This is a genomic window from Croceitalea sp. MTPC5 (genome assembly GCF_036985505.1).
Taxonomy (GTDB): Bacteria; Bacteroidota; Bacteroidia; order Flavobacteriales; family Flavobacteriaceae; genus Croceitalea.
This window is the reverse complement of record NZ_BTGQ01000001.1, coordinates 572,172-595,597: the sequence shown is the minus strand read 5'-3', so window position 1 is coordinate 595,597 and position 23,426 is coordinate 572,172. Positions and strand designations below refer to the sequence as shown.

25 protein-coding genes are annotated in these 23,426 nt (G+C 42.9%); 10 read left to right on the top strand and 15 right to left on the bottom strand.

Annotated elements, in window-relative coordinates:
• Window positions 1-114: 114 nt before the first annotated feature.
• Window positions 115-441 carry a hypothetical protein gene (locus AACM45_RS02705; protein WP_339140588.1) on the bottom strand — a complete coding sequence of 109 codons (327 nt, stop codon included), beginning with the start codon at window positions 439-441 and terminating at the stop codon, window positions 115-117.
• 453 nt (window positions 442-894) lie between these two features.
• Between AACM45_RS02705 and AACM45_RS02700 the strand changes: the two genes are divergently transcribed.
• On the top strand, window positions 895-1,404 hold the full coding sequence (locus AACM45_RS02700; RefSeq protein WP_339140587.1) for a YceI family protein: 510 nt from the start codon (window positions 895-897) through the stop codon (window positions 1,402-1,404).
• Here AACM45_RS02700 and AACM45_RS02695 read toward each other — a convergent pair.
• The 12 genes from AACM45_RS02695 to AACM45_RS02640 all read right to left on the bottom strand — a co-directional run bounded on the left by AACM45_RS02695 (window position 1,401) and on the right by AACM45_RS02640 (window position 11,401).
• Window positions 1,401-1,772, bottom strand: a complete 372-nt coding sequence (locus AACM45_RS02695; RefSeq protein ID WP_339140586.1) for a hypothetical protein — start codon at window positions 1,770-1,772, stop codon at window positions 1,401-1,403. The two genes, AACM45_RS02700 and AACM45_RS02695, sit on opposite strands and share 4 nt — an antisense overlap.
• Window positions 1,773-1,857: 85 nt before the next feature.
• Complete coding sequence (locus AACM45_RS02690) at window positions 1,858-2,295, bottom strand: hypothetical protein (protein WP_339140585.1); 438 nt, start codon at window positions 2,293-2,295, stop codon at window positions 1,858-1,860.
• 57 nt (window positions 2,296-2,352) lie between these two features.
• Entirely contained in the window at window positions 2,353-2,610 is a 258-nt protein-coding gene (locus AACM45_RS02685; protein ID WP_339140584.1) for a phosphopantetheine-binding protein, read from the bottom strand.
• A gap of 3 nt (window positions 2,611-2,613) precedes the next feature.
• Entirely contained in the window at window positions 2,614-3,888 is a 1,275-nt protein-coding gene (locus tag AACM45_RS02680; protein WP_339140583.1) for a beta-ketoacyl-[acyl-carrier-protein] synthase family protein, read from the bottom strand.
• The gene (locus tag AACM45_RS02675; RefSeq protein ID WP_339140582.1) at window positions 3,878-4,330 is read right to left on the bottom strand and encodes a 3-hydroxyacyl-ACP dehydratase FabZ family protein; all 453 of its coding nucleotides are present in this window, start codon (window positions 4,328-4,330) and stop codon (window positions 3,878-3,880) included. Before AACM45_RS02675 ends, AACM45_RS02680 begins: the two co-directional genes overlap by 11 nt.
• Window positions 4,327-5,115 (bottom strand): SDR family oxidoreductase, encoded by a 789-nt coding sequence (locus AACM45_RS02670; protein ID WP_339140581.1) that lies wholly within the window; start codon window positions 5,113-5,115, stop codon window positions 4,327-4,329. The genes AACM45_RS02675 and AACM45_RS02670 overlap by 4 nt, the downstream gene beginning before the upstream one ends.
• Window positions 5,115-6,170, bottom strand: coding sequence for a type III polyketide synthase (locus AACM45_RS02665; RefSeq protein WP_339140579.1), 1,056 nt, complete (start codon window positions 6,168-6,170; stop codon window positions 5,115-5,117). Before AACM45_RS02665 ends, AACM45_RS02670 begins: the two co-directional genes overlap by 1 nt.
• The gene (locus AACM45_RS02660) at window positions 6,167-6,883 is read right to left on the bottom strand and encodes a methyltransferase domain-containing protein (protein WP_339140577.1); all 717 of its coding nucleotides are present in this window, start codon (window positions 6,881-6,883) and stop codon (window positions 6,167-6,169) included. The genes AACM45_RS02665 and AACM45_RS02660 overlap by 4 nt, the downstream gene beginning before the upstream one ends.
• Window positions 6,883-8,007, bottom strand: a complete 1,125-nt coding sequence (locus AACM45_RS02655; protein ID WP_339140576.1) for an NAD(P)/FAD-dependent oxidoreductase — start codon at window positions 8,005-8,007, stop codon at window positions 6,883-6,885. The genes AACM45_RS02660 and AACM45_RS02655 overlap by 1 nt, the downstream gene beginning before the upstream one ends.
• A gap of 75 nt (window positions 8,008-8,082) precedes the next feature.
• Window positions 8,083-8,775: an OmpA family protein gene (locus AACM45_RS02650; protein WP_339140575.1), complete on the bottom strand. Its 693-nt coding sequence runs from the start codon at window positions 8,773-8,775 to the stop codon at window positions 8,083-8,085.
• A 5-nt stretch (window positions 8,776-8,780) separates the two neighbouring features.
• Window positions 8,781-9,263 carry a lipocalin family protein gene (locus tag AACM45_RS02645; RefSeq protein WP_339140574.1) on the bottom strand — a complete coding sequence of 161 codons (483 nt, stop codon included), beginning with the start codon at window positions 9,261-9,263 and terminating at the stop codon, window positions 8,781-8,783.
• A gap of 161 nt (window positions 9,264-9,424) precedes the next feature.
• The gene (locus AACM45_RS02640) at window positions 9,425-11,401 is read right to left on the bottom strand and encodes an alpha-ketoacid dehydrogenase subunit alpha/beta (RefSeq protein ID WP_339140572.1); all 1,977 of its coding nucleotides are present in this window, start codon (window positions 11,399-11,401) and stop codon (window positions 9,425-9,427) included.
• 113 nt (window positions 11,402-11,514) lie between these two features.
• On the opposite strand from AACM45_RS02640, the gene AACM45_RS02635 reads away from it, so the two are divergent.
• The 6 genes from AACM45_RS02635 (at window position 11,515) to AACM45_RS02610 (ending at window position 17,802) form a co-directional block, all read left to right on the top strand.
• Complete coding sequence (locus AACM45_RS02635; RefSeq protein WP_339140570.1) at window positions 11,515-12,465, top strand: isopenicillin N synthase family dioxygenase; 951 nt, start codon at window positions 11,515-11,517, stop codon at window positions 12,463-12,465.
• A gap of 2 nt (window positions 12,466-12,467) precedes the next feature.
• Window positions 12,468-12,797 (top strand): translation initiation factor, encoded by a 330-nt coding sequence (locus AACM45_RS02630; RefSeq protein ID WP_339140569.1) that lies wholly within the window; start codon window positions 12,468-12,470, stop codon window positions 12,795-12,797.
• Between the two features lie 145 nt (window positions 12,798-12,942).
• Window positions 12,943-13,875 (top strand): DUF1835 domain-containing protein, encoded by a 933-nt coding sequence (locus AACM45_RS02625; RefSeq protein ID WP_339140567.1) that lies wholly within the window; start codon window positions 12,943-12,945, stop codon window positions 13,873-13,875.
• 1 nt (window position 13,876) lies between these two features.
• Window positions 13,877-14,743, top strand: a complete 867-nt coding sequence (locus tag AACM45_RS02620) for a nucleoside phosphorylase (protein WP_339140565.1) — start codon at window positions 13,877-13,879, stop codon at window positions 14,741-14,743.
• Between the two features lie 180 nt (window positions 14,744-14,923).
• Window positions 14,924-16,957 (top strand): polyphosphate kinase 1, encoded by a 2,034-nt coding sequence (gene ppk1 / locus AACM45_RS02615; protein ID WP_339140563.1) that lies wholly within the window; start codon window positions 14,924-14,926, stop codon window positions 16,955-16,957.
• Window positions 16,954-17,802 (top strand): substrate-binding domain-containing protein, encoded by an 849-nt coding sequence (locus AACM45_RS02610; protein WP_339140561.1) that lies wholly within the window; start codon window positions 16,954-16,956, stop codon window positions 17,800-17,802. Before ppk1 ends, AACM45_RS02610 begins: the two co-directional genes overlap by 4 nt.
• A 1-nt stretch (window position 17,803) precedes the next feature.
• Here AACM45_RS02610 and AACM45_RS02605 read toward each other — a convergent pair whose 3' ends face one another.
• The gene (locus AACM45_RS02605; RefSeq protein ID WP_339140558.1) at window positions 17,804-18,205 is read right to left on the bottom strand and encodes a response regulator; all 402 of its coding nucleotides are present in this window, start codon (window positions 18,203-18,205) and stop codon (window positions 17,804-17,806) included.
• A gap of 78 nt (window positions 18,206-18,283) precedes the next feature.
• A complete protein-coding gene (locus AACM45_RS02600; protein WP_339140556.1) occupies window positions 18,284-18,949 on the bottom strand; it encodes a uracil-DNA glycosylase in 666 nt (221 codons plus the stop codon).
• A 108-nt stretch (window positions 18,950-19,057) separates the two neighbouring features.
• Between AACM45_RS02600 and AACM45_RS02595 the strand changes: the two genes are divergently transcribed.
• Genes AACM45_RS02595 through AACM45_RS02585 form a run of 3 tightly spaced genes read left to right on the top strand, consistent with a single transcriptional unit; the run spans window position 19,058 to window position 23,425 of the window.
• Window positions 19,058-20,101, top strand: coding sequence for a dipeptide epimerase (locus tag AACM45_RS02595; RefSeq protein WP_339140554.1), 1,044 nt, complete (start codon window positions 19,058-19,060; stop codon window positions 20,099-20,101).
• 10 nt (window positions 20,102-20,111) lie between these two features.
• Window positions 20,112-21,152 carry a DUF1611 domain-containing protein gene (locus tag AACM45_RS02590; protein ID WP_339140552.1) on the top strand — a complete coding sequence of 347 codons (1,041 nt, stop codon included), beginning with the start codon at window positions 20,112-20,114 and terminating at the stop codon, window positions 21,150-21,152.
• A 5-nt stretch (window positions 21,153-21,157) separates the two neighbouring features.
• Complete coding sequence (locus AACM45_RS02585; protein WP_339140550.1) at window positions 21,158-23,425, top strand: aminotransferase class III-fold pyridoxal phosphate-dependent enzyme; 2,268 nt, start codon at window positions 21,158-21,160, stop codon at window positions 23,423-23,425.
• The last annotated feature ends 1 nt before the right edge of the window (window position 23,426 follow it).

Here is a 23,426-nt window from a genome sequence, read left to right as displayed (position 1 = left end):
AGCATGCGCCGTTTTACACAATAGACCAATCTGTACTATAATTTATATTATGTAAAATAGAAAATATCAAGATATGTCATGAACCTCGGTACTACCCACTACACAAACCCGCAATTATTGACAATCCCCCCTTGTATCCAATACGTACTGGGCTAAATCACGGTCAAATTTCTTAAAACGTTTTAAAAGACCCTCAACATTTTTAACAGCCTCCTTAAAATCATAATCCTCATGCTGCAACTCGTTAAATAGTTGCATATGGTCCTTAGCCAACTCCTTCAGACTTACCCTGAGATCCCTCAGTCGAATAAAGCATTCATAATTTCGAGGTTCATAGATATAGGAATTCATTTTTTTCGACAATCTTAAAACACATTTGTGGTTACGTTCTAGACGAACGACCAATTGATCTAAATCCTTTATGTCTGATGTTACCGTCATCGAATGCTGTTTTAGCCTTAGTGTGCTTTTGGTCGTGGTTTCTTTGTTTAAGTTACGGAAAATCCCATAAATTATGGTATGACTAATATCTTATTTTCGGATTTTAACAGTGGTTACCATTATGTTAAGTAATCAATAAGATATTGATAATTAGCAATTTAAATTCAATTTTTAAAATGTATCGTTCTTATCCGGGATTTACCTCTTATCCCCTCAATTTTATAGGTTACGGTGTGGAATAACGTCTTAATCGGAAGTTAAAAATGAACAGAACGTTAAACAAAATAAAATATTCCCATCCTTTATCGCAATGCGTGGCCTAAAACAGGAAAGCACCACTCCCCTGGCGCCAACAAAGATTTGTAACATTAGAAAGTAAAAGGGATATCGGTCCGTCCTCGTAAGCTTTGTATGGATTTTTCGACTTAAATTTGGTACGTTAAAGGCCTGTCCATGATCAAAAAACCATTACTTAGTCTGCTTCTTTTCAGTGTTTCCTATTTGATATTTGCACAACAAAATCAAATCAGCAACGCGGCGATTACCTTTGAATTCGTTGCCAAAAAAGTAAAGGGGCAAATTGCAGGTTTTCAATCGGAATCAAGTATAGACTTTCAAAACCTCGAGAATAGTGTGCTCAAAGGCTCCGTAGCCGTTAAAACATTGGATACCAACAACGGTTTGCGTAATTGGTCGCTTAAAAATGGGAAGTATTTTGATGAAGATGACCATCCTAGGCTTTATTTTGAAAGTACGTCCATCACTAAAATGGAAAACGAATATATGGTCAAGGGGAATTTGACGATAAAGGGAATTACAAAGCCATGGTCGATTCTTTTTAAAAAATCATCCGATTCGCTCAAGGGTGAAGGTCAATTGTATACCTCTGACTTCGATATCCGTATCAAAAAGAAGCGTGAAGACAACCTGGTCAAGATTTATTTTGATTTTGAATTGGATTAAAGCAAAGCTCCGGCTGGCTGTAATTGACGCTTGATTTTGAAATAGTAACGTAATTGGGGCCTGGTGAGAATATTCGACATTTCACCATTCTCGTACCTATCTAGTTTCTTTAACAGATATCTCTTCTGCTTTTCGGGAGCATCCAATACGTAGATTTTTTCCCGACGCATTAAATACTCTATAAGTGTTTTTTCAAAAAGCAGTACTTGGTTACTGTCCATGACCAAATTGGGTTGGTATTGTTGTAGGAGTTCTTTTGCCTCAGCCTCTACTTTTGGACTAGGATCACCTTGTAAATAGGGGTCCTGGGCCGAAATCCTTCCCATAAAAACCAAAAGTATGATCCACACTAATTTTGTATTTCCCATAATTTCTAAACTTTAGCTAAAAATTATGGAATGTACCCCTTAAACAGGTGCCTTTTCCGTCAAAAGTTTGACGCAATTACCCAACCTATTCACGTGGCTTGGTATTGAACAGAAAATTATGAATCTTTCCCACTCCCCAATTTCCCAAGGGAAAGTAAAGCGCAAAGAACAAGGCCATTCCCAGGCTAAAGTTACGTACGTTAAAGAATCGATCTAGAATATTGTTCGGATAGGCATAAGAGGTCTCAAAAGCATATCCCCCAAATTCCAATAGTCCCATAGCGATTAAGCCATAGGCATATTGTGCATGAAATGGCAAGCCCCTTAATAATAGGGAAATCGGCACCATGTATAGAATATAACAGGTAATGACCTGCCACCAATAGGTAAACCGCGCAATTTCAACCTGCGCCCCAAACCAGTCCATCACCATGCCCCAAATAAAGTAGACCAGACAATAGGTCAACAATAGTTTTTTATCGACATTCAATTTCGTTTGAATCGATTCCCAAACTGTGCTCATTGATTTTTGTGTTTAATTTTTTGAACTATCGGCATCGCTGTGTCCTAAGCCTAAATGCTATGCCTTTTCATTTTGCTTTTTGTCGATGATGGCCAAGGCATCTTTAACGGTTTGCATGCCGTCCATATCCTCATTTTCCAGACGAATGTCAAATTCATCCTCCACATCCAACACAATATCGACCAGATTGGCGGAATTGATGTTCAGCTCAGTTGTAAAGTTGCTATTTAGATTAACATCCTCAATTGATACATCATCAGGAAGATATATCTTTACAATCTTTTTTAATTTCTCGTACTTTTTTTTTTCATCCATAGTTTAAGCGCTATACCTGCTAAAAATAATACAGGCATTTACATCTCCAAAGCCAAAACTGGCTTTTGCGATAATTTTTGATTCGAAATCCATAGACTGCATTGGTATACAAGTTTCATCTATGGTTTTCAAGATTTCGGGGTGCACATCAAGGCAATTCAGGCTGCCATATAGTTTTTGGTTTTTCAGTTGTAAGACCGTCCCGACACATTCGATACTGCCAGCTGCGGCCAAACAATGGCCAAAATGACTTTTAAAGGAGTTTATTTTTGGAAAGTCCTTTCCGGTACGTTGCAAGGCCTCGCTCCAGTTCTTGATTTCAACCGGATCTTTCGCCGTCGCGGTAAGGTGCCCGTTTATCGCTTGAACGGCATGGGTGTCAATACCTGCATTCTGTAATGCTTCTTGAATACAACGTTTTACCGCGGTATTGTTCGGGGCGGTCATGCTGCCCCCTAACCGTTGTCCGCCACTATTCAGGTGTCCTCCCAGTATTTCCGCATATATGGTAGCACCCCGTTCTAGGGCACTTTCCAAAGATTCCAAGACCAGCGCCCCTGCTCCACTGCCCGGAACGAATCCGGATGCCGTCGCACTCATAGGACGGCTTGCGGCCGAAGGATTTTCATTGAATTTTCTAGGTAGAATGCGCATGGCGTCAAATCCGCCCCATACATAGGGGCCACTGTCGCTGCAGCTTCCTACAAGCATACGTGTTGCCTTTCTTGACTGAATGCGCTCAAAACCCATTAAAATGGCTTCTGTTCCCGTTGTGCATGCAGAGGAATTCGTTGTCACTTGATTGCCGGCCCCAATAAGCCCCCCTAAGTAGGCACTGATACCGCTTGCCATCGTTTGAATGACCGCCGTACTACCCAAACGTCGTACTTGACCTTCATCCACTTTATAAATGGCCTCCCTGAATTTATCCACGCCAAGTATTCCAGTTCCGAAAACGATTCCGGTGTCCCAATCGGGTGCATTAGCTCCATCAGACTTTAAATTGGCGTCTTTCCAGGCATCCAAACCTGCCATAACCCCATAAAAGAGCCCGCTGGCATTCAATCCCTTTAATTGAACATTAGTGAAGTACTTATTTAGGTTTATATCTTCAATATTCGGTTTTCCAGCGACTTGACATGAAAAATTTAGATTTTCCAGCTCGCTATGAAATGTGATTCCGCTGGTATTGGATTGCAAGGTCTGTTCAAATGCCTCTAGGCCAACTCCGTTCGGGGCGCAAACCCCAAGCCCGGTCACCACTACCCTATTCTTCATCACCGTCAACTTTGAACATTCCTGAAATCGTTCCGCTACAGATCAAATCCTCCTTCGTATCGAATAGCTTCACCTTACACTTTAACTTCTGAAACCTAAAATACACTTTTTCAGACTCAACACGAACCTGTTCACCTGGGTAGACGGGCTTGAGATATTGCATTTCAGCACTCGATAGTCCGATTTTAAGTGCTTTTGACAGCTTTTCCTTTAAAAGATGTATTCCGAGGCATACGACGCCTATCTGTGCGCAGCACTCCGTCAAAAGAACACCGGGTGTAACGGGAAGGTCCTTGAAATGACCTCTGTAAAAGTCCGCATCCCCAGCAAAGGTATAGTGTCCCACTACCCCTTCGTCATTGACATTCTCAAGAGTGTCTACAAACAAAAAGGGTTCACTGTAGGGTAATTGCCGTAAGATGTATTCGTAATCCGTTTTCATCGCAAACTTTCCCCTCCATCCACTTTTAGTACGGTTCCCGTTATCCATTTCGCTTCGGGGGTGGTCATAAGATAGACCACATTGGCCACGTCTTCAGGGGTGGTAAGCCTTTTATTCGGATTTCGCTCCAATGCAGCAGCCTTTAAGGTCGCACTACCGGGTATCATTGTAAAAGACTTGGTTTCCGTAACCCCGGCCTGAATGCAATTCGATTTGATGCCCATAGGCGCAAACTCTAGCGCAATATTCCGCATCATGGCCTCGAGGGCCGCTTTTGCTGCAGAGATCGCAGCGTAATTTGACCATGCCTTTGTATTTCCCTCACTTGTAAAAGCTATGGTTCGTAAATCTTCGTTAAATAGCTCTTGATCAACAAGTAACTTCACCCAATCATAAAACGAGGTCGCCATAGCGCCTATGGTCAAACTAAAATCTTGGTGCTGCAAGGTCGATTCGGTCGTGGATTGCATTGGTTTTAGGTTGCCCTTTGCAATACTATGCACTAAAACAGCGATTTTTTCATCTTTGAGTTGTGCCTTTATTTTGGGGATAAGTTCGTTCTGTCTTTCGATACTAGTGGCATCAACATTAAACGCCACTAGTGTCATTCTTGTTGAACGTACACTATCAAATTGTTTTTCAATTTCAGGCAAATCACTTCGTCTATCACGGTGCACGACCAGTATATTGAAGTCATGTGCCGCCAATTTCTTTACCACGGCGAGCCCTAGGCCAGAACTTCCACCCAATACCAATGCCCATTTATTCGTTTCGGTTACTGCCATTACCATTCAATTAATACCCGTTGTGCTGAAAAACCGGGACCAAAACTCAGAATAAGTCCCTGTTCACCTGTTTCAATGGCCTGATTCATAAAACGTTCTAAAACATACAGCACGGTACAACTGCTCATATTTCCATATTCTTGGAGTACCGTACGGGTCTCGTCAATATTTTTTCCCAATTTACCAAAAAGGTCCTCAACGGTCTGAACTATTTTACGTCCTCCGGGATGAAAGACCAGATGATCTACCTTCTCGATATTCGAACCGTGTTTTTCTAAAAAAGGATGGACAATTTCAGGAAAGTGGGATGCGATTACCTCGGGAACCGCGGGATCCAATATCATTTTTAAGCCAGCATTCGTCAAATCAAATCCCATTAAATGGGTAGCATCCTGAAAGTGGTACATTTCTTCGCCGATAATCTGAGGGCCTTGCCCCCCTTGCTCTGACGAAAGTAATACGCAAGCAGCGCCATCACCAAAAATAGCGGCGCTAACCATATTGGCCATGCTGTAATCGTTAAGCTGAAAAGTCGCGGTCGGACTCTCGACGGCAACGATGGCCGCCCGTTTACCGGGATTGTTCTTTAAAAAATTCGCTGCATAGATCAAACCCGATACCCCGGCAGCGCAACCCATTTCGGTAACAGGCAATCGTACCACATCTTGTTTAAGGTGCAATTCATTGATCAAATAGGCATCCAAAGAAGGAATCATGATACCAGTACAACTTACCGTAATAATGTAGTCAAGGGAATCGGCTTGCCAGTCTGCCTTTTGCAGGGCATTCCGTAAGACTTTAGAGCCCAGTTTTTTGACCTCTCGAACGTAAATGGCATTCTTTTCCTCAAAAGAAGTGGCATGGAACACCTCATCGATGTCCATAATGCTATAACGCTTATCCACCCCCGCCCCTTCGAATATTTTGACCACTTTTCTACGAAAGCGTTCTTCTTGATTGGACAGCCATAAATCAACGAACGGAATAATATCCTCCGTGGTGCGACTATATTGGGGTAAAGCCTTTGAAACGGCGGTTATTCTTACTGGGGTCATAAGGTATTGTGTCGTTTTGTTTTCATGACCCATACATATCTAAAGGCCCATTTCCATTTGATTTCATGGTTCATAGTTGGCAATCCCCTAGCAAGGTCCTCTAATTCATTTTTCAAAAATCCTTTGCTTATGGATACCAATCCGTCATATTTGGCCACATAGGTCTTGATAAAAAATATACTGAACAGTTTAAAAAGTGCGTATGCAAGTTTACTGCGCTGTAGGTCGTTAATGACCACACCTAACTTTGCCAGTTTTGAAAATTTATCCAAGAAGACCTGAATCTGTTCTTCCGTAAAATGATGCATGGTCAAGGTGCAGAGTAAGATGTCACATTCAAAATCAGTACCGAGTTCCAAAATATCCTGCCTGAGATAGGATATCGAAGGATAGGCCTTTGACTTCCTCCTTGCATTTTGAAGCACGTCGTCCCTTAGGTCGACACCTATGAATTTAAAGGTAATGGCTTTATCGTTTAGGGTTTTTGCCAACCTGCGAAGCATCTCCCCATCACCGCAACCCATATCTAAAATCGTATACGATTTTTTATCACTTGATTCAATCAGCTTTTTTACAGTGCTAATAGTAATTCCATATCCACCGAGTAGTTTGTTGCACCTGTTGATGTCGAGATAGGCTTCCCGATATTTTTCGGCGTCCATGTTGGGGTTGTCCATTAACTCGAGCTCGGTGCTTCGAAGGGTGAAATCCATTATACTAATATAGGTTTTCCATGGGTACGACGAATCATAGATCGTAATATTTTTTCAGAACGCGCTACCGTATTCATGGCGATATTGGCACTTGTTGAATTCATCAAAAGGCGTTGTAATTGCCGCCCCATCCATAAACGGTGGTCAAATTGCCGTTTCCATTGAATCGTATACGATTTTTCTAAGTCTGCCCTAGTACTTTTGACCGTACTTTCATGTTGCAATATTTGTTCTGCAGCGATTTTTCCTGAATGAATTGCCATTGCCATGCCATTACCGCAAAGGGGATGGATCAGTCCTGCGCTATCACCACACATCAACACATGCTTTTCAACAGGTTCTTTCGGCTCAAAAGAGATTTGCGCAATGCTTAAGGGCTTTTTGAATAAGGGTTCGGCATTTTCCAAAAATTCGGCCAGTAGTGGATTTTCCCCCACCACCATTTTGTTGAATCCTGAAATATCGGGGAACTTCCTGAAGCTTTCAAAAGTGGTCAGATAACAAAAGTTGATTGCCCCTGTTTCCGTTTTGGAAAGCCCCCCATATCCCCCGTCAAAATTATGCAAGGCGACAAGATTATCAGGAAAGTCCTTCGCATCGTAATGGCATTTGACCCCTAACCATGGCGATTTATGCGCAATGAACTTGCGCTCTAGTTTTTTGTCCAATAGGGATCGCTTGCCATAGGCCCCCAGCACATACCCACTTTCAAAATTACCGTTTTGCGTTGTCTCTATTTCAAACCTATCGGTATGAAAATCAACATTGGTTACGGTGTCAAATAAAAAAGATACTTTATGTTCAAGTGCTTTTTTGTAGAGGAGCTCGTCTAAAGCATAGCGGCTTATTCCAAATCCACCAAGGGGTAATTTTGTTTTGATGGATTTTCCTGTTCGCGTACTGATCTCAAGGGTGTCAATGGCAACGGTGGTATGTTGTTCGATGGCTACACCTAGATAGTTCAAATAGGGCCTGACCTCATTGGAAACGTACTCCCCACAAACCTTATGGTTCGGATAGTGGTTTTTTTCAATGACCAGTACTTTTTTATCGTATTTGGCCAGATGTATTGCCGCTGTCAAACCTGCTAATCCGCCCCCAATAATGACCACTTCATGATTCACGGCCTTAAGGTACTTCTTAAAAACAAAAAATCCCGGTAATTTGACCGGGATTTGTATTCTGTGCAGGTTTTGCTATTAATCCTTTGTGTTATCGAAGGCTTCTTGCTTAAGTGCATCGCTGGCGATAATGGCCAGCTCGACCCTTCTGTTCGCCGCTTTGCCCGCAGCGGTCTCGTTGCTCTCTTTGGGTTGTGTTTCCCCATACCATTTCGTGGTAAAACGATTGGCGGAAATGCCTTGGGCCATTAAATAATCGGAGACCGATTCAGCCCTTTGTTGTGATAAGGTCCAATTGTACTCATCACTACCGGCACTATCAGTATGGCCCTCTACCAAAATATTGGAGTTCGGATATTCTTTAAAAATGCCCGCAAGTTTATTCAGTGTATTCGCAGACTCCCCTTTCACATCAGACTTGTTGGTGTCGAAGAACACCCCTGCATCTTGGGTAAAGGTCACATTGATACCCTCACCTACCCGTTTCACTTCCGCACCGGGAATCTCCTCTTCTATACGTTCTGCCTGTTTGTCCATACGATTACCGATATATCCACCGGCAGCACCGCCCACCACGGCCCCGATAATGGCTCCTAAAGCGGTATTCCCCTTTCCTACGTTATTGCCTATTACACCTCCAAGTACGGCGCCACCGGATGCACCGATTACAGCTCCTTTTTGCTTATTATTCGCGTTTTGAACCGCATTGCAACCAATTAGTAGTACAAGGGTTGCTAGCACCAAGGTGCTTTTAAATTCGTATTTTCTCATTGTTCTTATTGTTTAGTAAATTGATAAACTAGGGTTACGGGCTCTCCGTCAACCGATACATTCGACTTTAACGTCATGGTCTGCTCATTGAGATTGACGATGTCCAAACGGTATCCCAGACCACCTGAAATATCGTTTCTTTTTTCGTCTATGAACTTGAACTGTAATTGACTCAATCGATTGGCAGGCTCGTAAATGGACCATTTTATGAAACGATCGCCAGATTGGCAAAGTGAACTGGGTTGGATTGTATACCTGCCGGTGTTGTTGTTATCCCTGAAAAACCATTGGCTGCCCTCAAAACAAATGTCTTCGGCATCACCGAAAATAACCGCTTTGAAACTGCCGGTATTGTTCTCGTAGCCTACATCGTTCAATATCCAGGTGCCGCTCAATAGATTTCCTTGTTGACGAGCAGCCTTTGTACCTGTACAGGCGACGACTAACAGTCCGATGACCGCTATCCCTAAAAGTTTTATTGTTTTCATATTTGTTGGATTTTAAATAAATACGTGTTCCAAGGAAATTAGACGTCCACCTTGTGTTAAATTTTGTTAAAGCTGATTCCCTTTCCTCCACTGCAAATTTGGGATAATGACCGAAGGAAGCTTACTTCAAGTGCGTTAAATGTTAACGCTTTTCGTAACTATCAATAAGCGAGTAAGGCCTTCAGTTCCTTTTCGAATCGTTTTTTCGGCAGGTAATTTGCCTCTAGGTTGGTCGCGAAGGGTATGGGGGTCTCCAGGCTGCCTACTCTTTTTACGGGAGCATCCAAATACTCAAAACAATTTTCCATGACCATGGCGGCAATATCACTTGCAATCCCCCCAAATAAGGAATCTTCTTGTAGAATGATCAATCGATTTGTTTTTTTGACCGAAGCGCAGACACTTTCAATATCCAGAGGTTTTAGGGTCCTTAGATCAAGAAGTTCGGCGTCAATTTCCGGATGCCCATCAAGCACCTCCAATGCCCAATGCACCCCGGCACCATAAGAGGCAATGGTAACTGCATTTCCTTCCCGAATACGGGCGGCCTTGCCAAATGGCAAGGTATAATAATTCTCGGGTACCGCGCCATAGATGCTGCGGTATAACCCTTTATGTTCGAAAAAGAGAACGGGGTTTGGATCGTTTATGGCTGTATTCAATAGTCCTTTCGCATCTTTCGGAAAAGCTGGGTAGGCTACCTTCAATCCGGGTGTTTTTGTAAACCAGGCCTCATTGGTCTGTGAATGGAAGGGTCCTGCCCCCACCCCGCCACCACAAGGCATTCGAATGACCACATCTGCCTTTTCGGCCCAACGGTAATTGGTTTTTGCCAAATAATTTACGATCGGATTGAAACCAGAGCTTACAAAATCGGCAAACTGCATTTCTACGATGGCCTTCATACCATTGATGGAAAGCCCCATGGCCGCAGAAACAATAGCGGACTCACAAATCGGGGTGTTTCGTACCCTATTCTTTCCGAACATTTTGGTGAACCCTTCCGTAATTTTAAATACGCCGCCGTACTCGGCAATATCCTGCCCCATGATCACCAATTCGTTATGGCGTTCCATAGACTGTCGTAAAGCCTCCGAAATGGCATCCACCAAACGAATATCCTTAGTGTTTTCAGAGAGTTTTAAATGCTCAAAATCAAAATTATGGTATACATCATTTAACTCTTTTGTTTCAGATGATTCCATCATCGGTTCCTCAAAAGCCAAGGCTAAGTTTGCATTGATTTCTTCGGTAATACGTGTTTTCGACGCTGCAATGTTGGCCTCGGTCAACACCCCTTTTTTCAGCAAGAAGTCCTCATAGTTGGTTATGGGGTCTTTTTGCGCCCATTTTTTCATGAGTTTTTGGGGAACGTACTTCGTGCCGCTGGCCTCTTCATGCCCACGCATTCGAAACGTCTTGAATTCCAACAAAATTGGTCTTGGGCGCTTTCTAATTGCCTTACAAAGCTCCGCGACCTTTGAATGGACCTCGAGTATATTATTACCATCTATGATGCGGCATTCCATACCATAACCCTTTGCCCTATCGGCCAAGTGTTCACAATTGTATTGTTCGTTGGTCGGGGTCGATAAGCCATAACCATTGTTCTCAATGCAAAAAAGCACGGGCAGGTTCCATACCGAGGCGACGTTCAACGCTTCGTGAAAATCACCCTCGCTGGTCGCGCCCTCACCGGTAAACACGGCAGTGACCCGTTTTGTCTTTCTCAATTTTTCAGCAAGCGCGATTCCATCGGCCACCCCAAGTTGGGGCCCCAAATGCGAAATCATACCCACTATCTTATGTTCTTGAGAGCCAAAATGAAAACTTCTGTCCCGACCTTTCGTGAATCCTGATGATTTGCCCTGCCATTGCGAAAAAAGACGGTTTAAGGGCACCTCGCGTGTGGTAAAAACGCCAAGGTTGCGATGCATGGGCAAAATGTACTCTTCGGCCTTCAAAGCAGCGGTTACCCCTACTGAAATTGCCTCTTGGCCAATACCACTGAACCATTTTGAGATTTTTCCCTGTCGAAGCAAGATGAGCATCTTTTCTTCGATCATTCGGGGTTTGAGCATCTTTTCATATAAGTCGACCAAGACTTCATTTTCAAGATTGCCGATATGGTAGCGCATAAGGTTTGGTTTCTTTCGGATAAAAGTAGTAAAAAAGTGTACCATCAAAAGATGTCGAAAACAAAAGGTTCTTAAAGATTGATTAACTTTGACCTTCATTAAATCGTAGTGCTATGAACGCCATTCCCAGTGTTGACCTAAGAGACTTTACAGCAGGTGACCCTTTGCGAAAAGCCAAGTTTATCAAAGAAATCGGAAGTGCTTTTGAAGATATCGGTTTTGTGGCCTTGAGCGGGCACTTTTTGTCAGATGGGTTGGTGCGGGAGCTTTACAGCGAAATCAAGGCGTTTTTCGCTTTGCAGCAGCATGTAAAGGATTCGTATGAAATTGATGGTATCGGCGGGCAACGCGGGTATACTTCTTTCGGTAAGGAACATGCAAAGGGAAGAAAGGAAGGAGATCTGAAGGAATTTTGGCATTTCGGCCAGTATGTTCAGAATGACCCCAATCTCGAAGCGGAGTATCCTGACAATGTCATTGTAAGTGAATTACCAAATTTCAATAGTGTCGGTAAGGAGACTTTCAAGATGCTTGAAAAAACCGCAAAATATGTGCTCCGTGCCCTGGCCTTGCACTTGGATTTGGAAGAGACCTATTTCGATGAATGGATAAAAAACGGGAATTCGATTTTACGCCCCATCCATTACCCGCCCATTACCGAAGAGCCTAAAAATGCGGTTCGTGCCGCGGCGCATGGCGATATCAACCTTATTACCTTACTCATGGGGGCCCATGGTAAAGGACTGCAGGTGAAAAACCACAATGGGGAATGGGTAGATGCCATTGCGGCACCAGATCAGCTTATGATCAACGTGGGTGACATGTTATCCCGATTGACCAATACCAAATTAAAATCGACCATCCATCAAGTGGTGAATCCGCCGAAAGAACTATGGGGCACTTCGAGGTATTCGATACCTTTTTTCATGCATCCCATCAGTGAAATGCCCTTGAATTGCCTCGCTAATTGTGTCGATGAACAACATCCAAAGCAATTTGAGGATATTACCGCGGGCGAATACCTACATGAGCGATTGATTGAACTCGGATTAGTCAAGGAATAACTATGGACTTAAGTGAGCAGTTAAAGAATCTTTTCCCAGACCATGTTCCTGAGGAAAAGGAAACGGAAGACGGTGGGCAACCTGATTATTGGATGCAAGACGCCCCCATTCGTTGCAAATACGAAAAACGAAAAGGCAAGCCCATTACCATATTGGAGGGCTATACCGGGGCGGATGCGGATTTTAAGAAATTGGCAAAGGATATCAAATCCTTTCTAAGTGTCGGCGGCAGTTACAAGAATGATACCATCATCATACAAGGCGACTATCGCGATAAGATCATGCAATTTTTGAAAGATAAAGGGTTCGTGGTCAAACGAGTTGGAGGATAAGGCATTTTCGGCAAGAAATATGTCAATTTTAATCGTTCAACTGTTAAATTCTTCGATAACACGTACTCCTTTTGGCAAAAATATTTTTGTTTTTTTTGTTTAAGCTTTACTTTAGTGGTCTAACCTAAACAAACCCACCCTAAAAATGAAATCATTGTTGCATATCACTAATGGGGACAGCTTCACCGATAGGTTGAATACCTTGAACCTCAAAGGGGATATTATCACGTGGCGTGAAATGTTGTGTGAGGGAAAAACGTTGAGCACCGTTGGTAGCGAGTCATTCTGGAAGACCCGTTTTGAGTTTTTGAATAAGAATTACAAGGTTTCCAAATCGTGGTTCGTAGAAAAGACCCTGAAGGAATACCGCTCACTTTGCAACCACAAGCAACAAGACCAGATCGTACTTTGGTTTGAATACGATCTTTTTTGCCAAATTAATATGTTGGCCGTACTTAGTTGGCTAAAGACCCATCGTAGGCATGCCGAAATATCCCTTATCTGCAGTGGTAAGGAAGACGATAGCGAGCACATGTTCGCATTGAATGAGCTGACCAATGCGCAGTTTTTGGACCGCTACGAAAATAGAACGGTGTTATCTCAAGACGACATCGAGTACGCGGATTATGTATGGCAGTTGTATTGTAGTGACAACCCGATACGATTAGAGAATTTGACCGATTTTGAAAACTATAGTTTTGATTATTTATCAGCTGCGGTACAAGCGCATCTGAAACGTTTTCCGACCATCAAAAATGGGCTCAATAAGGTGGAGAATACCATTTTGAAGGTCGCGGCTACAGAAAAGCCCAAATCAAGGCATGCGCTGTTAGGTACGATTCTAGCGCGACAAGATCCCTATGGATATGGCGATAGCCAATATGGACGTATCATCACATCACTAAAGCCCTTGTTTTCTTCTCTCAACCCTGTTCGCATATCAAAGAAAGGAAAAGAGGTTATGGATGGTAAAGCCAACTATTACGCGCTCCTTCGTGATAATGATGCCTATTTGGGTGGCGCCCTTAAGTACAATTTTTTATATAATGAGAGCGCTGAACGAATCTTAAAGCTCTAAAATGGCCATTGCCACATCTGAGCTGATCCTTAATGACGATGGCAGTGTATATCACTTGAACCTTCTACCCGAAGACATTGCGGGTACCATTATCTTGGTGGGTAATCCGGATCGTGTACCCGAGGTAACCAAATATTTCGACACCATAACGCTCAAAAAGCGCAAGCGTGAGTTCAACATCCACACGGGGACCTGCAATGGTAAAAGAATTTCAGTGGTTTCTACGGGAATCGGTACGGATAATATCGATATCGTATTAAATGAATTGGATGCCCTTGCCAATATTGACCTAAAGGCACGCAAGGTAAAAGAACAGACCCAATCATTGAATATCATTCGTATCGGCACTTCAGGGGCAATACAAGAAGATATCCCCGTTGATTCATTTCTACTATCTGAATTCGGTATCGGTCTTGACGGCCTACTCCATTTTTATAATGCCGAAGAACAACAATATACCGCATTGAAAACGGCGCTCGATAACCATATCAACTGGCAACCACACCATATCGCCCCTTATGTTTTTGAAGCGGATGGAAGTCTGGCCAGAACACTACGCTCAAATGACATGCGATTAGGGATTACGGTGACCAATGCCGGGTTTTATGCCCCACAGGGAAGGGCACTGCGTTTGCAGCCTAAACTTCTTGACTTTCATCAAAAACTTCGTGAATTCCAATTTGAAGGCAGGCAGATCACCAATTTAGAAATGGAGACTGCCGCAATTTATGGGTTATCCAAACTCTTGGGGCACAGGGCCGTATCCATGAACGCCATTCTTGCCAATCGGGCAAACGGTAATTTCTCAAAGAACCCAAAGAGAACGGTGGATACCTTGATTCAATATTGCCTAGAGAAATTGACTTAACGTTGCCTTTAACTATATTGTGGCTCGAATACCTATTTTTGATGAAATCGGAATCAATATCCGTAATGAGTCATGAACATCATTATCCATGTCAGGTCTCGACCGCGCTTGTTTGCCCACAAGGCAAGCTGTAGATGACCATATTATATGATTCATTACCAACATTCAGAAAATAGCAATATGAACCACAGAAAATTCAAGCATCGCGACATTAATTGGCTTTACTTTAATGAACGTGTGTTGCTTGAAGCAGCGAATAAAGACACTCCACTTTTAGAGCGTTTAAAGTTTTTAGCCATCTTTTCATCCAACCTTGATGAGTTTTTCAAAGTACGCATATCACAATTGCGACAACTTAAGAAAGTGGATAAACAACTCCGCAAAAAGTTGGTGCTAAAGGCGAATAAAAAATTGAAGTTCATTTTAAAAACGGTAAACGAGCAACAAGGGGTCTTTGGTCGTGTAGTGGATGATACGCTAAACGAGCTTAGAAAACACCAAATCTATATTCGAGACATTGCGGAATTGGATGACGGGCAGAAAGCATTTCTTACCACCTATTTTAATGCCAATATTAAACCATTTTGTAAGCTGCTGGACACTGATGCCACTTTTGAGCCTGCCGATGGCCAATTATATCTGTTGGTTGATTCTGGCCAAGGTAAGTTCAATGCGTTGACCATACCTTCAAAAGAGTGCGAGCGATTTATTGCCTTGCCAGGTGAAAGATCCAATTTTATTTTTCTAGATGACGTTTTAAGGCTTAACCTAAATGATTTTTTTAGAGGGCAAGAGGTCATTGGTTCTTACAGCATAAAGATCTCAAGGGATGCCGAACTCTATCTCGAAGATGATTATGAAGATACGCAGTTGGTCGAAAAGATATATCAGTCCCTAGGGCAACGAAAATCCGGACAACCGACCCGATTGTTATACGATGCCGAGTTACCTGAAAACTTACGGAACATCTTGAAAAACAGCTTAGGACTTGGCACTGTGGACATGATATCAGGTGGCCGTTATCACAATATGTCCGATTTTTTTGGTTTTCCGATTCCTGAACATACCGAAGCCTTACAATATCGGCCCCTACCCCCACTGGAACATCCGAAATTATCTTTAAGCGAGGCTATCTTTGACGACATCTCTGAAAAAGACCAATTGGTTCATTTTCCATACCAAAGTTTTTCCTTAGTCGAGCGTTTTATTCATGCGGCTGCAATAGATCAGGGCGTTACTACGATAAAAATGTCCCTTTATCGCATCGCGAAATCCTCGAAATTGACCGATTCCATTTTATTGGCCCTTAAAAATGGAAAGAAGGTATTGTTATTTGTTGAGGCCCAGGCCCGTTTTGATGAAAAGAACAACATTACCTGGGGCCGCACCTTTGAGGAAAAAGGGGCAAAAGTATTGTTTAGCGTACCGAATATAAAGGTACACTCTAAGGTTGCCTTGGTAGAAAGGGAGGAAGAAGGCCGATTAAAGCGATACGCATACATCGCTACGGGGAATTTCAATTCAAAAACCGCAAAACTCTATTGCGACCATGGCTTGTTCACCGCACATGATAGAATTACGCAAGATCTTTCACAGGTATTTGATGTTTTAGAACGAAAGCTCATTATACCCAAGTTAAAACACCTATTGGTCTCTCCCTTTACGACCCGAAACAAGTTCATGGAACTGGTTCAGAATGAGATAAATTTCGTTAAAACAGGCAAAGCGGGTAAGATTACCTTAAAAATGAATAGTCTGGAAGACACCAAAATGATCAATGCCCTATATGAAGCAAGTGAGGCTGGTGTTGAAGTAAGGTTGATCGTTCGGGGTTTTTGTTGTCTTGTTCCAAAAAAGGAAGAGGATATGTTGCCAAATGAAAAACCAATAGTCATTACCAGCATCATAGACCGTTATTTGGAGCACGGAAGGATATACCTTTTCGAAAACGGAGGTGACGAGCTGATGTATATGGGTTCTGCGGATTGGATGACTCGAAATTTGGATAGACGGATTGAAGTGCTCACCCCCATATTGGATTCGGACATCTTCGGTGAATTAAGGGCTATCCTTCAAATTCAATTATCCGATAATGTAAAAGCACGCTTCTTGGATGCCAAGAGTTCGAATGAAAGGGTTCTTCCCTTACCAAAAGAGCCTGAAATTCGTTCGCAGTATACGATATATGACTATTTGAAACGTAAAGTAAGATGAAAAAAGTTAAGATTGCCGGGGTGCCTGAGCATTTTAACCTTCCGTGGCACATGGCCATTGCTGATGGTGCCTTCGAAGATAGAGGTATTGATTTAAGTTGGACCGATATTCCTGAAGGCACGGGTAGGATGTCGCAAATGCTAGCCGACGGGGAAACCGATTTGGCCATTATCTTGACCGAAGGTATCGTTAAAAGTATTTCTGAAGGTAATTCCACAAAAATCGTACAAGAATATATCGCCTCACCCCTATTATGGGGTATCCATGTGGCCTACAAAAGCCCTTATGGCACACTGGCCGATCTTAAAGGTACTAAGGCCGCCATAAGTAGGAAAGGAAGTGGAAGCCATTTGATGGCCTTTGTAAATGCCCATAATCAAGGGTGGAATACCGAAAACCTCAAGTTTGAGATCATCCATAATTTAGATGGGGCGGTTGCGGCATTAAGCCAAGGTCAGGCCGATTATTTTATGTGGGAGCGCTTCACCACGAAACCCTTGGTAGATGCCAAGGTTTTTAGACGTTTGGATGATTGCCCAACCCCATGGCCCTGTTTCGTTCTTGCTGCCACGGATGATTTTATTTCAAATAACAGTTCGCTTTTAGGCCATATATTGGAGGTCATCAATACCTATACGATGGAATTCAAGAAAATTCCAAGTATCGACCGTACCATAGCCAATCGATATGGCCAAGATGTAACTGATGTACGACGATGGTTGTCATTGACCACTTGGGGGCAGCAACAGCTGTCAAGTCAAAGTTTGAAAGACGTTCAAGAACGCTTAGTGTCCTTGGAATTGCTTTCTCAAATCAGGAAGGACGATAGATTCCTGTACCCTTGAATCAAGAAAAGTGTTTGTTGATCAGCACGCGAAAAGTCAGGTCCGATAAAGGCTTTTGCGCCGTATCATCCACATTCGGGTCGGCCATCGCCTTGGCGACCACCTTTTCCGTATCAACAGCGGTCAACATTACGACAGTATTCTTTTCTTTGAAGTCGGCATCAAACTTTTCCTCATAATTCGCAAGAAATTCCCAGCCATTCATGACGGGCATGTTGGTGTCCAACACTATTAGGCAAGGTGCTATCTCTTTTCCGTTTAGAACCAGAAAGTCAATGGCCTCTTTTCCGTTGAGCACGACATTTACTTCTAAATTTGAATCTAATTGTTTGACAAATAGTTTATTAAGAAAATTGGTCGTCTCATCGTCATCAATCAATAAAATCGATTTTATTCTACCCACCCCATGGATTTTTATACGTACCTATACAACAAACGTAATAATTTTCTTATTGTTTTAACAGTCCTTCTTAATTTTTAGTCACCAACTTATCAACGGTCTTTCCGTTTGCTTTAAGATCTCATTGGTTTTACTAAAATGACCGTTGCCGAACCATAGGCCCCTATTTGCGCTTAACGGTGAAGGATGTCCCGACTCCAACACATGGTGTTTTGAGGTATCGATGAGCTGTTTTTTCTTTTTGGCGAAGCCTCCCCATAATAAGAAAACCAAATTTTCATGCCTTTGGGACACCAACCGAATAACGGCATCGGTAAATTGTTCCCAACCCTTGTTCTGATGACTACCAGCCTGATGGGCCCTAACGGTCAAGGTAGCATTCAATAATAGGACGCCTTGTGCCGCCCAGTGCTCTAAATTGCCACTTTTAGGGTATGCAATACCCAGATCGACTTTGATTTCCTTAAAGATATTGACCAGCGAAGGAGGATGCGGAATACCGTCCTTTACTGAAAAGCATAGTCCATTTGCTTGGTTCGGCCCATGATAGGGATCTTGGCCAATGATGACGACCTTGGTCTCTTGAAACGGACAATGGTCAAATGCCGCGAAAATGTCCTTTCCCTTGGGGTAACACGTATGATGTTGGTATTCTTTTTTTACGAATGCGGCCAATTGCTTAAAATAGGGTTTTTCAAATTCGGGCTGCAAATGGGTTTTCCAAGTTGCATCTATGTTCACATCCATGACCGACTAATTTTGAATACAAATTTAAACTTTGATCGAACTTATTCTTGAATTAAAAGTCAAAATCCAATACTTTAGGGAACAATACCGAAAAAACAAATCAAGCGGATGCAAATAGCCTATAAAACCTTATATCTAAAAAAATTGTTTCCATTACGTATCAGCAGGGGGGTGCGCGATGGGCAATCGAATTTATACGTTTCCGTGACCGATGGCAATTACACAGGTTGGGGAGAAACCTCCCCTGGGGAATCCGAGGGTGCTGCTACCCCTGAGGCCGCACGAGAAGCCTTGGAACGATTTTTAGCGACAAAGCCCGATCTTACCTCCCCTTTTGAAACCTACGATGCGGGCTTAAGATCTAACGTAGCCCCATGTGCTTTGGCCGCCTTGGATATCGCACTTTGGGATCTTCTGGCAAAAAAAGCCGGCCTACCCCTTTATCAACTATTGGGTTTTTCAAAACCAAAACAGGCCACCTCCATTACCATTGGTATCATGGGGCCGAATGAAGCTAAAGAACGACTGCCGTTGATCTTGGAGAATATGGGGTTACGGACTTTAAAGGTCAAATTGGGGAGTACTGACGGAATTGAAGCTGATAAGGCCCTATACAATGAAGTATTGGACTATCATAAAAAGTATCCGATTTCGATTCGTGTCGATGCCAATGGGGGCTGGTCTTTAGATGATGCCAAGCATATGATGCAATGGCTGGCGGCACGCGAATGCGGCTATGTGGAACAGCCCTTAAAAGAAGGCCAAGAATACGATCTTCCCCAACTTTATAAAAATAGGCCACTACCCATTTTTGTTGATGAATCGTGTCGTTTCGCTACTGATATTCCCAAATGGGCCCATGCCGTTGACGGGGTCAATATGAAATTGATGAAATGTGGTGGTATCACGGGTGCTTTAAGAATAATTGCTACGGCCCATGCCTTTAAATTAAAGACCATGATCGGTTGTATGGGTGAGTCTTCGATTTCAATTGCCGCTGGAGCCGCCGTCTCAGGAATACTTGACCATATTGACCTCGATTCCCATCTAAATTTGAATCCTGACCCCTGTGAGGGGGCACCCTTGGTCAATGAAATTACCATGCCCTTGGATATTGCCGGTCACGGAGGTGCCTTTAAGCATAATTTATAAAACGTTTTTTATGTTCGATTCCACCAAAAAGCTATGCATCTATATGGAAGATGCCTTGGATAACGATTCAGGAAAAATGGGCTATGGCCTTATGCGGTTCTCGAAACACCCCATAACCTGCATTATAGATTCCAACTATGCGGGCATGACCGTGCAAGAAGCGGTCGGCTTACCCTATCAAATTCCGGTTTTGGGCTCCGTTGAAAAAGCTGTTGCCCTTGGTAGTGAAATCATTGTGCTTGGTATCGCCCCCTCTGGTGGGCGGTTTCCCTCAGCATGGGATGAACCCATTTCATATGCCCTAAAAAATGGACTTTCATTGATAAATGGCTTGCACGATGATCTGAATGCCCGTTTTGGCCATTTTTTGACCCAAAAGGAACAGGGCATATGGGATGTTCGAAAACCGGCTCCCTCCTATCCTATTGCCACGGCTAAAGCTGCTAAGCTTGACAACAAACGTATTTTAATGATCGGTACCGATATGGCAGCAGGTAAGATGACCTCAGGCCTTGAACTTTATGCGGCTTTAAAGAAAAGGGGCAACAAAGTCGGTTTCGTACCGACCGGACAAATAGGGATTACCCTTATGGGCAATGGAATACCTTTGGATGCCATCAAGGTAGATCAGGCTGCTGGAGCCGTGGAACAGGCCGTTTTAGAGCAAGCGGACAAAGAAATCATTATTATTGAAGGTCAGGGTTCTTTAGCACATCCAGGTAGTACGGCGACCTTACCTTTGATTCGAGGTTCACAGCCCACACACCTGATACTTTGCCATAAAGCGGCCCATACCCATTTACGCTATCCCGTATCGCATATTAAAATTCCTCCTTTAGATGAATTTATTCGTTTAAATGAGGCCGTAGCAAGCGTTTGTGGTGCACATACCCTGACTAAAACCATAGGGGTTGCCTTAAATACCGTAGGATTAAAGGATGCAGAAGCCCACGGCAAAATTGACGAAATCTCAAAACTTACCGGATTACCCACCACTGACGTGGTGCGTAACGGAACGGAAGTATTGGTCAATGCGATATTTGAAAATTGACTGCTTTGGGTTTAAAAGAAGTGCTACAAGGGGAATATGGTTTTCAGGCACCGGAAATCAAAAAATTGGTGGGCTATGCCAATGCCAACTACTTGGTGGTAAATAATACCAATCGTTTTATTTTTAAAACATACCAGTACACAAAGCCTTTATGGGATATACTTACTGCTGAGAATACCGTTCTTTTGCACTTGGCCAAAACGAATACCGGCGATTACCCAGTTCCTATTCCACTATTGGATTCAAATTACCTCAAGGTGGTCGTCATTGATGGCAAAAAGAATATTATAAGGCTGTTGTCTTTTCTAGAAGGTACTTTCGTGGGTGATGTGACCATCGCTAAAACAATCGCCAAATCGATTGGAACGTTCTTGGGAAAAATGGATATACAACTCGAAAAGTTTGATGATTATGTGTTAAAGGCACGCACCTGGGAGTGGGATCTACAGCACTTTCATTTGAACAAAAAGTTTTTACCGTTCATTGAAAATCGACGAAATCGAAGCCTAGTCCATTATTTTTTCCAACAATATGAGATTCATGTAGCCCCCTTTTTACCGGTGCTTCGCAAACAAGTCATTCACAATGATGCGAACGAATGGAATCTACTCTTAAAAGGAGCACGTGTTTCCGGAATCATTGACTTCGGAGATCTGACTTACGCCCCATTGGTCAATGAGGTTGCCATTGCCATGACCTATATCGCTTATGATAAAGATAACCCTTTGGTATGGGCTTGTTCGGTTCTTCAAGGATATCATGATAGTGTACCCCTTAAAGAGGATGAAATAGCCCTATTGTATTATTTGATTGCCGCACGGCTTTGTACCAGTGTTTGTAATGCTGCCTATGCCAAAAGGATGCATCCAGAAAACAGTTATGTAGCTGTTAGTGAAGAAAATGCGTGGGCTATGCTATACCGATGGATTAAGTTGAATCCAGTAATGGTGAATCAAGAATTCAGAAGTACGGTTGGATTTAAAAACCAAAAAAAGGGTACTACGGATGACCTTTTGAAACGCAGGCAAAAGCACCTGAGCTCTATTTTATCAGTCAGTTATATGAAACCTATCCCTATGTCTGGTTCCGCGTTTCAATACATGTATGATCAAGAGGGGAATACATTTTTGGACGCTTACAATAATATTCCGCATGTAGGCCATTGTCATCCGAAAGTCGTGGCGGCTGCCCAAAAACAAATGTCAGTATTGAATACCAATACCCGCTATCTCTATGACTTATTACCGGAGTATGCCGAAAAATTGCTTTCCAAGTTCCCCAAATCATTGAATAAGGTCTTCTTTGTCAATTCTGGAAGTGCGGCCAGTGACCTTGCCATTCGAATGGCAAAAGCCCATACCAAAAAGGAAAAGATTTGTGTTGTCGAACATGGTTATCATGGCAACACCCAAATTTCCATTGATATAAGCGATTACAAATTCAATAGCGCCAAAGGGCAAGGACAGAAAGATTATATTATAAAAACCAAGCTTCCGGATACTTTTCGGGGTGCCTATACTGGTTCTGGAGCGGGAGCGCATTATGCGGATGATTTCAAAAGCTTGATTGCCAAAAACACCGAACAGATTGCCGCCTTTATTGCCGAACCTATCGTTGGCTGTGGGGGTCAAATACCTTTGGCACCTGATTATTTAAAAAAAGTCTACCCTATGATTAGGGAGCAAGGTGGAATCTGTATCAGTGATGAAGTACAAACGGGATTTGGAAGATTGGGTGATCATTTTTGGGGTTTTGAAATGCATGGTGTCATCCCTGATATGGTGATTTTAGGCAAACCTATGGGCAATGGCCACCCTATCGGCGCTGTAGTGACGACGGATGAAATAGCGGCTTCCTTTGAAAAAGGCGTGGAGTTCTTTAGTTCTTTTGGAGGGAATCCCGTATCATGCGCCGTTGGTCTATCGGTTTTAGAGGTCATAGCAGAAGAAGGCCTGCAACAAAATGCCAAAGCTGTTGGCGATTACTACAAAGAGATGCTTACAGCGCTACAAAAAAAACACAAGACCATTGGTGATGTAAGAGGTTCAGGACTTTTTTTAGGAATCGATATTGTTCATGCCGGTACTACCAATACCCACCATAAACTTGCACAATATCTAAAAAATGGCCTTCGCCAAAGACATATCCTCATTAGTACCGATGGTCCGGATGACAGTGTGCTAAAAACCAAACCTCCCTTGTGTTTTACGAAAACGGATGCCGAACAGGTCGTGGAGGCCTTAGATAAGCTGTTATCTGAATATACCGGCTAAA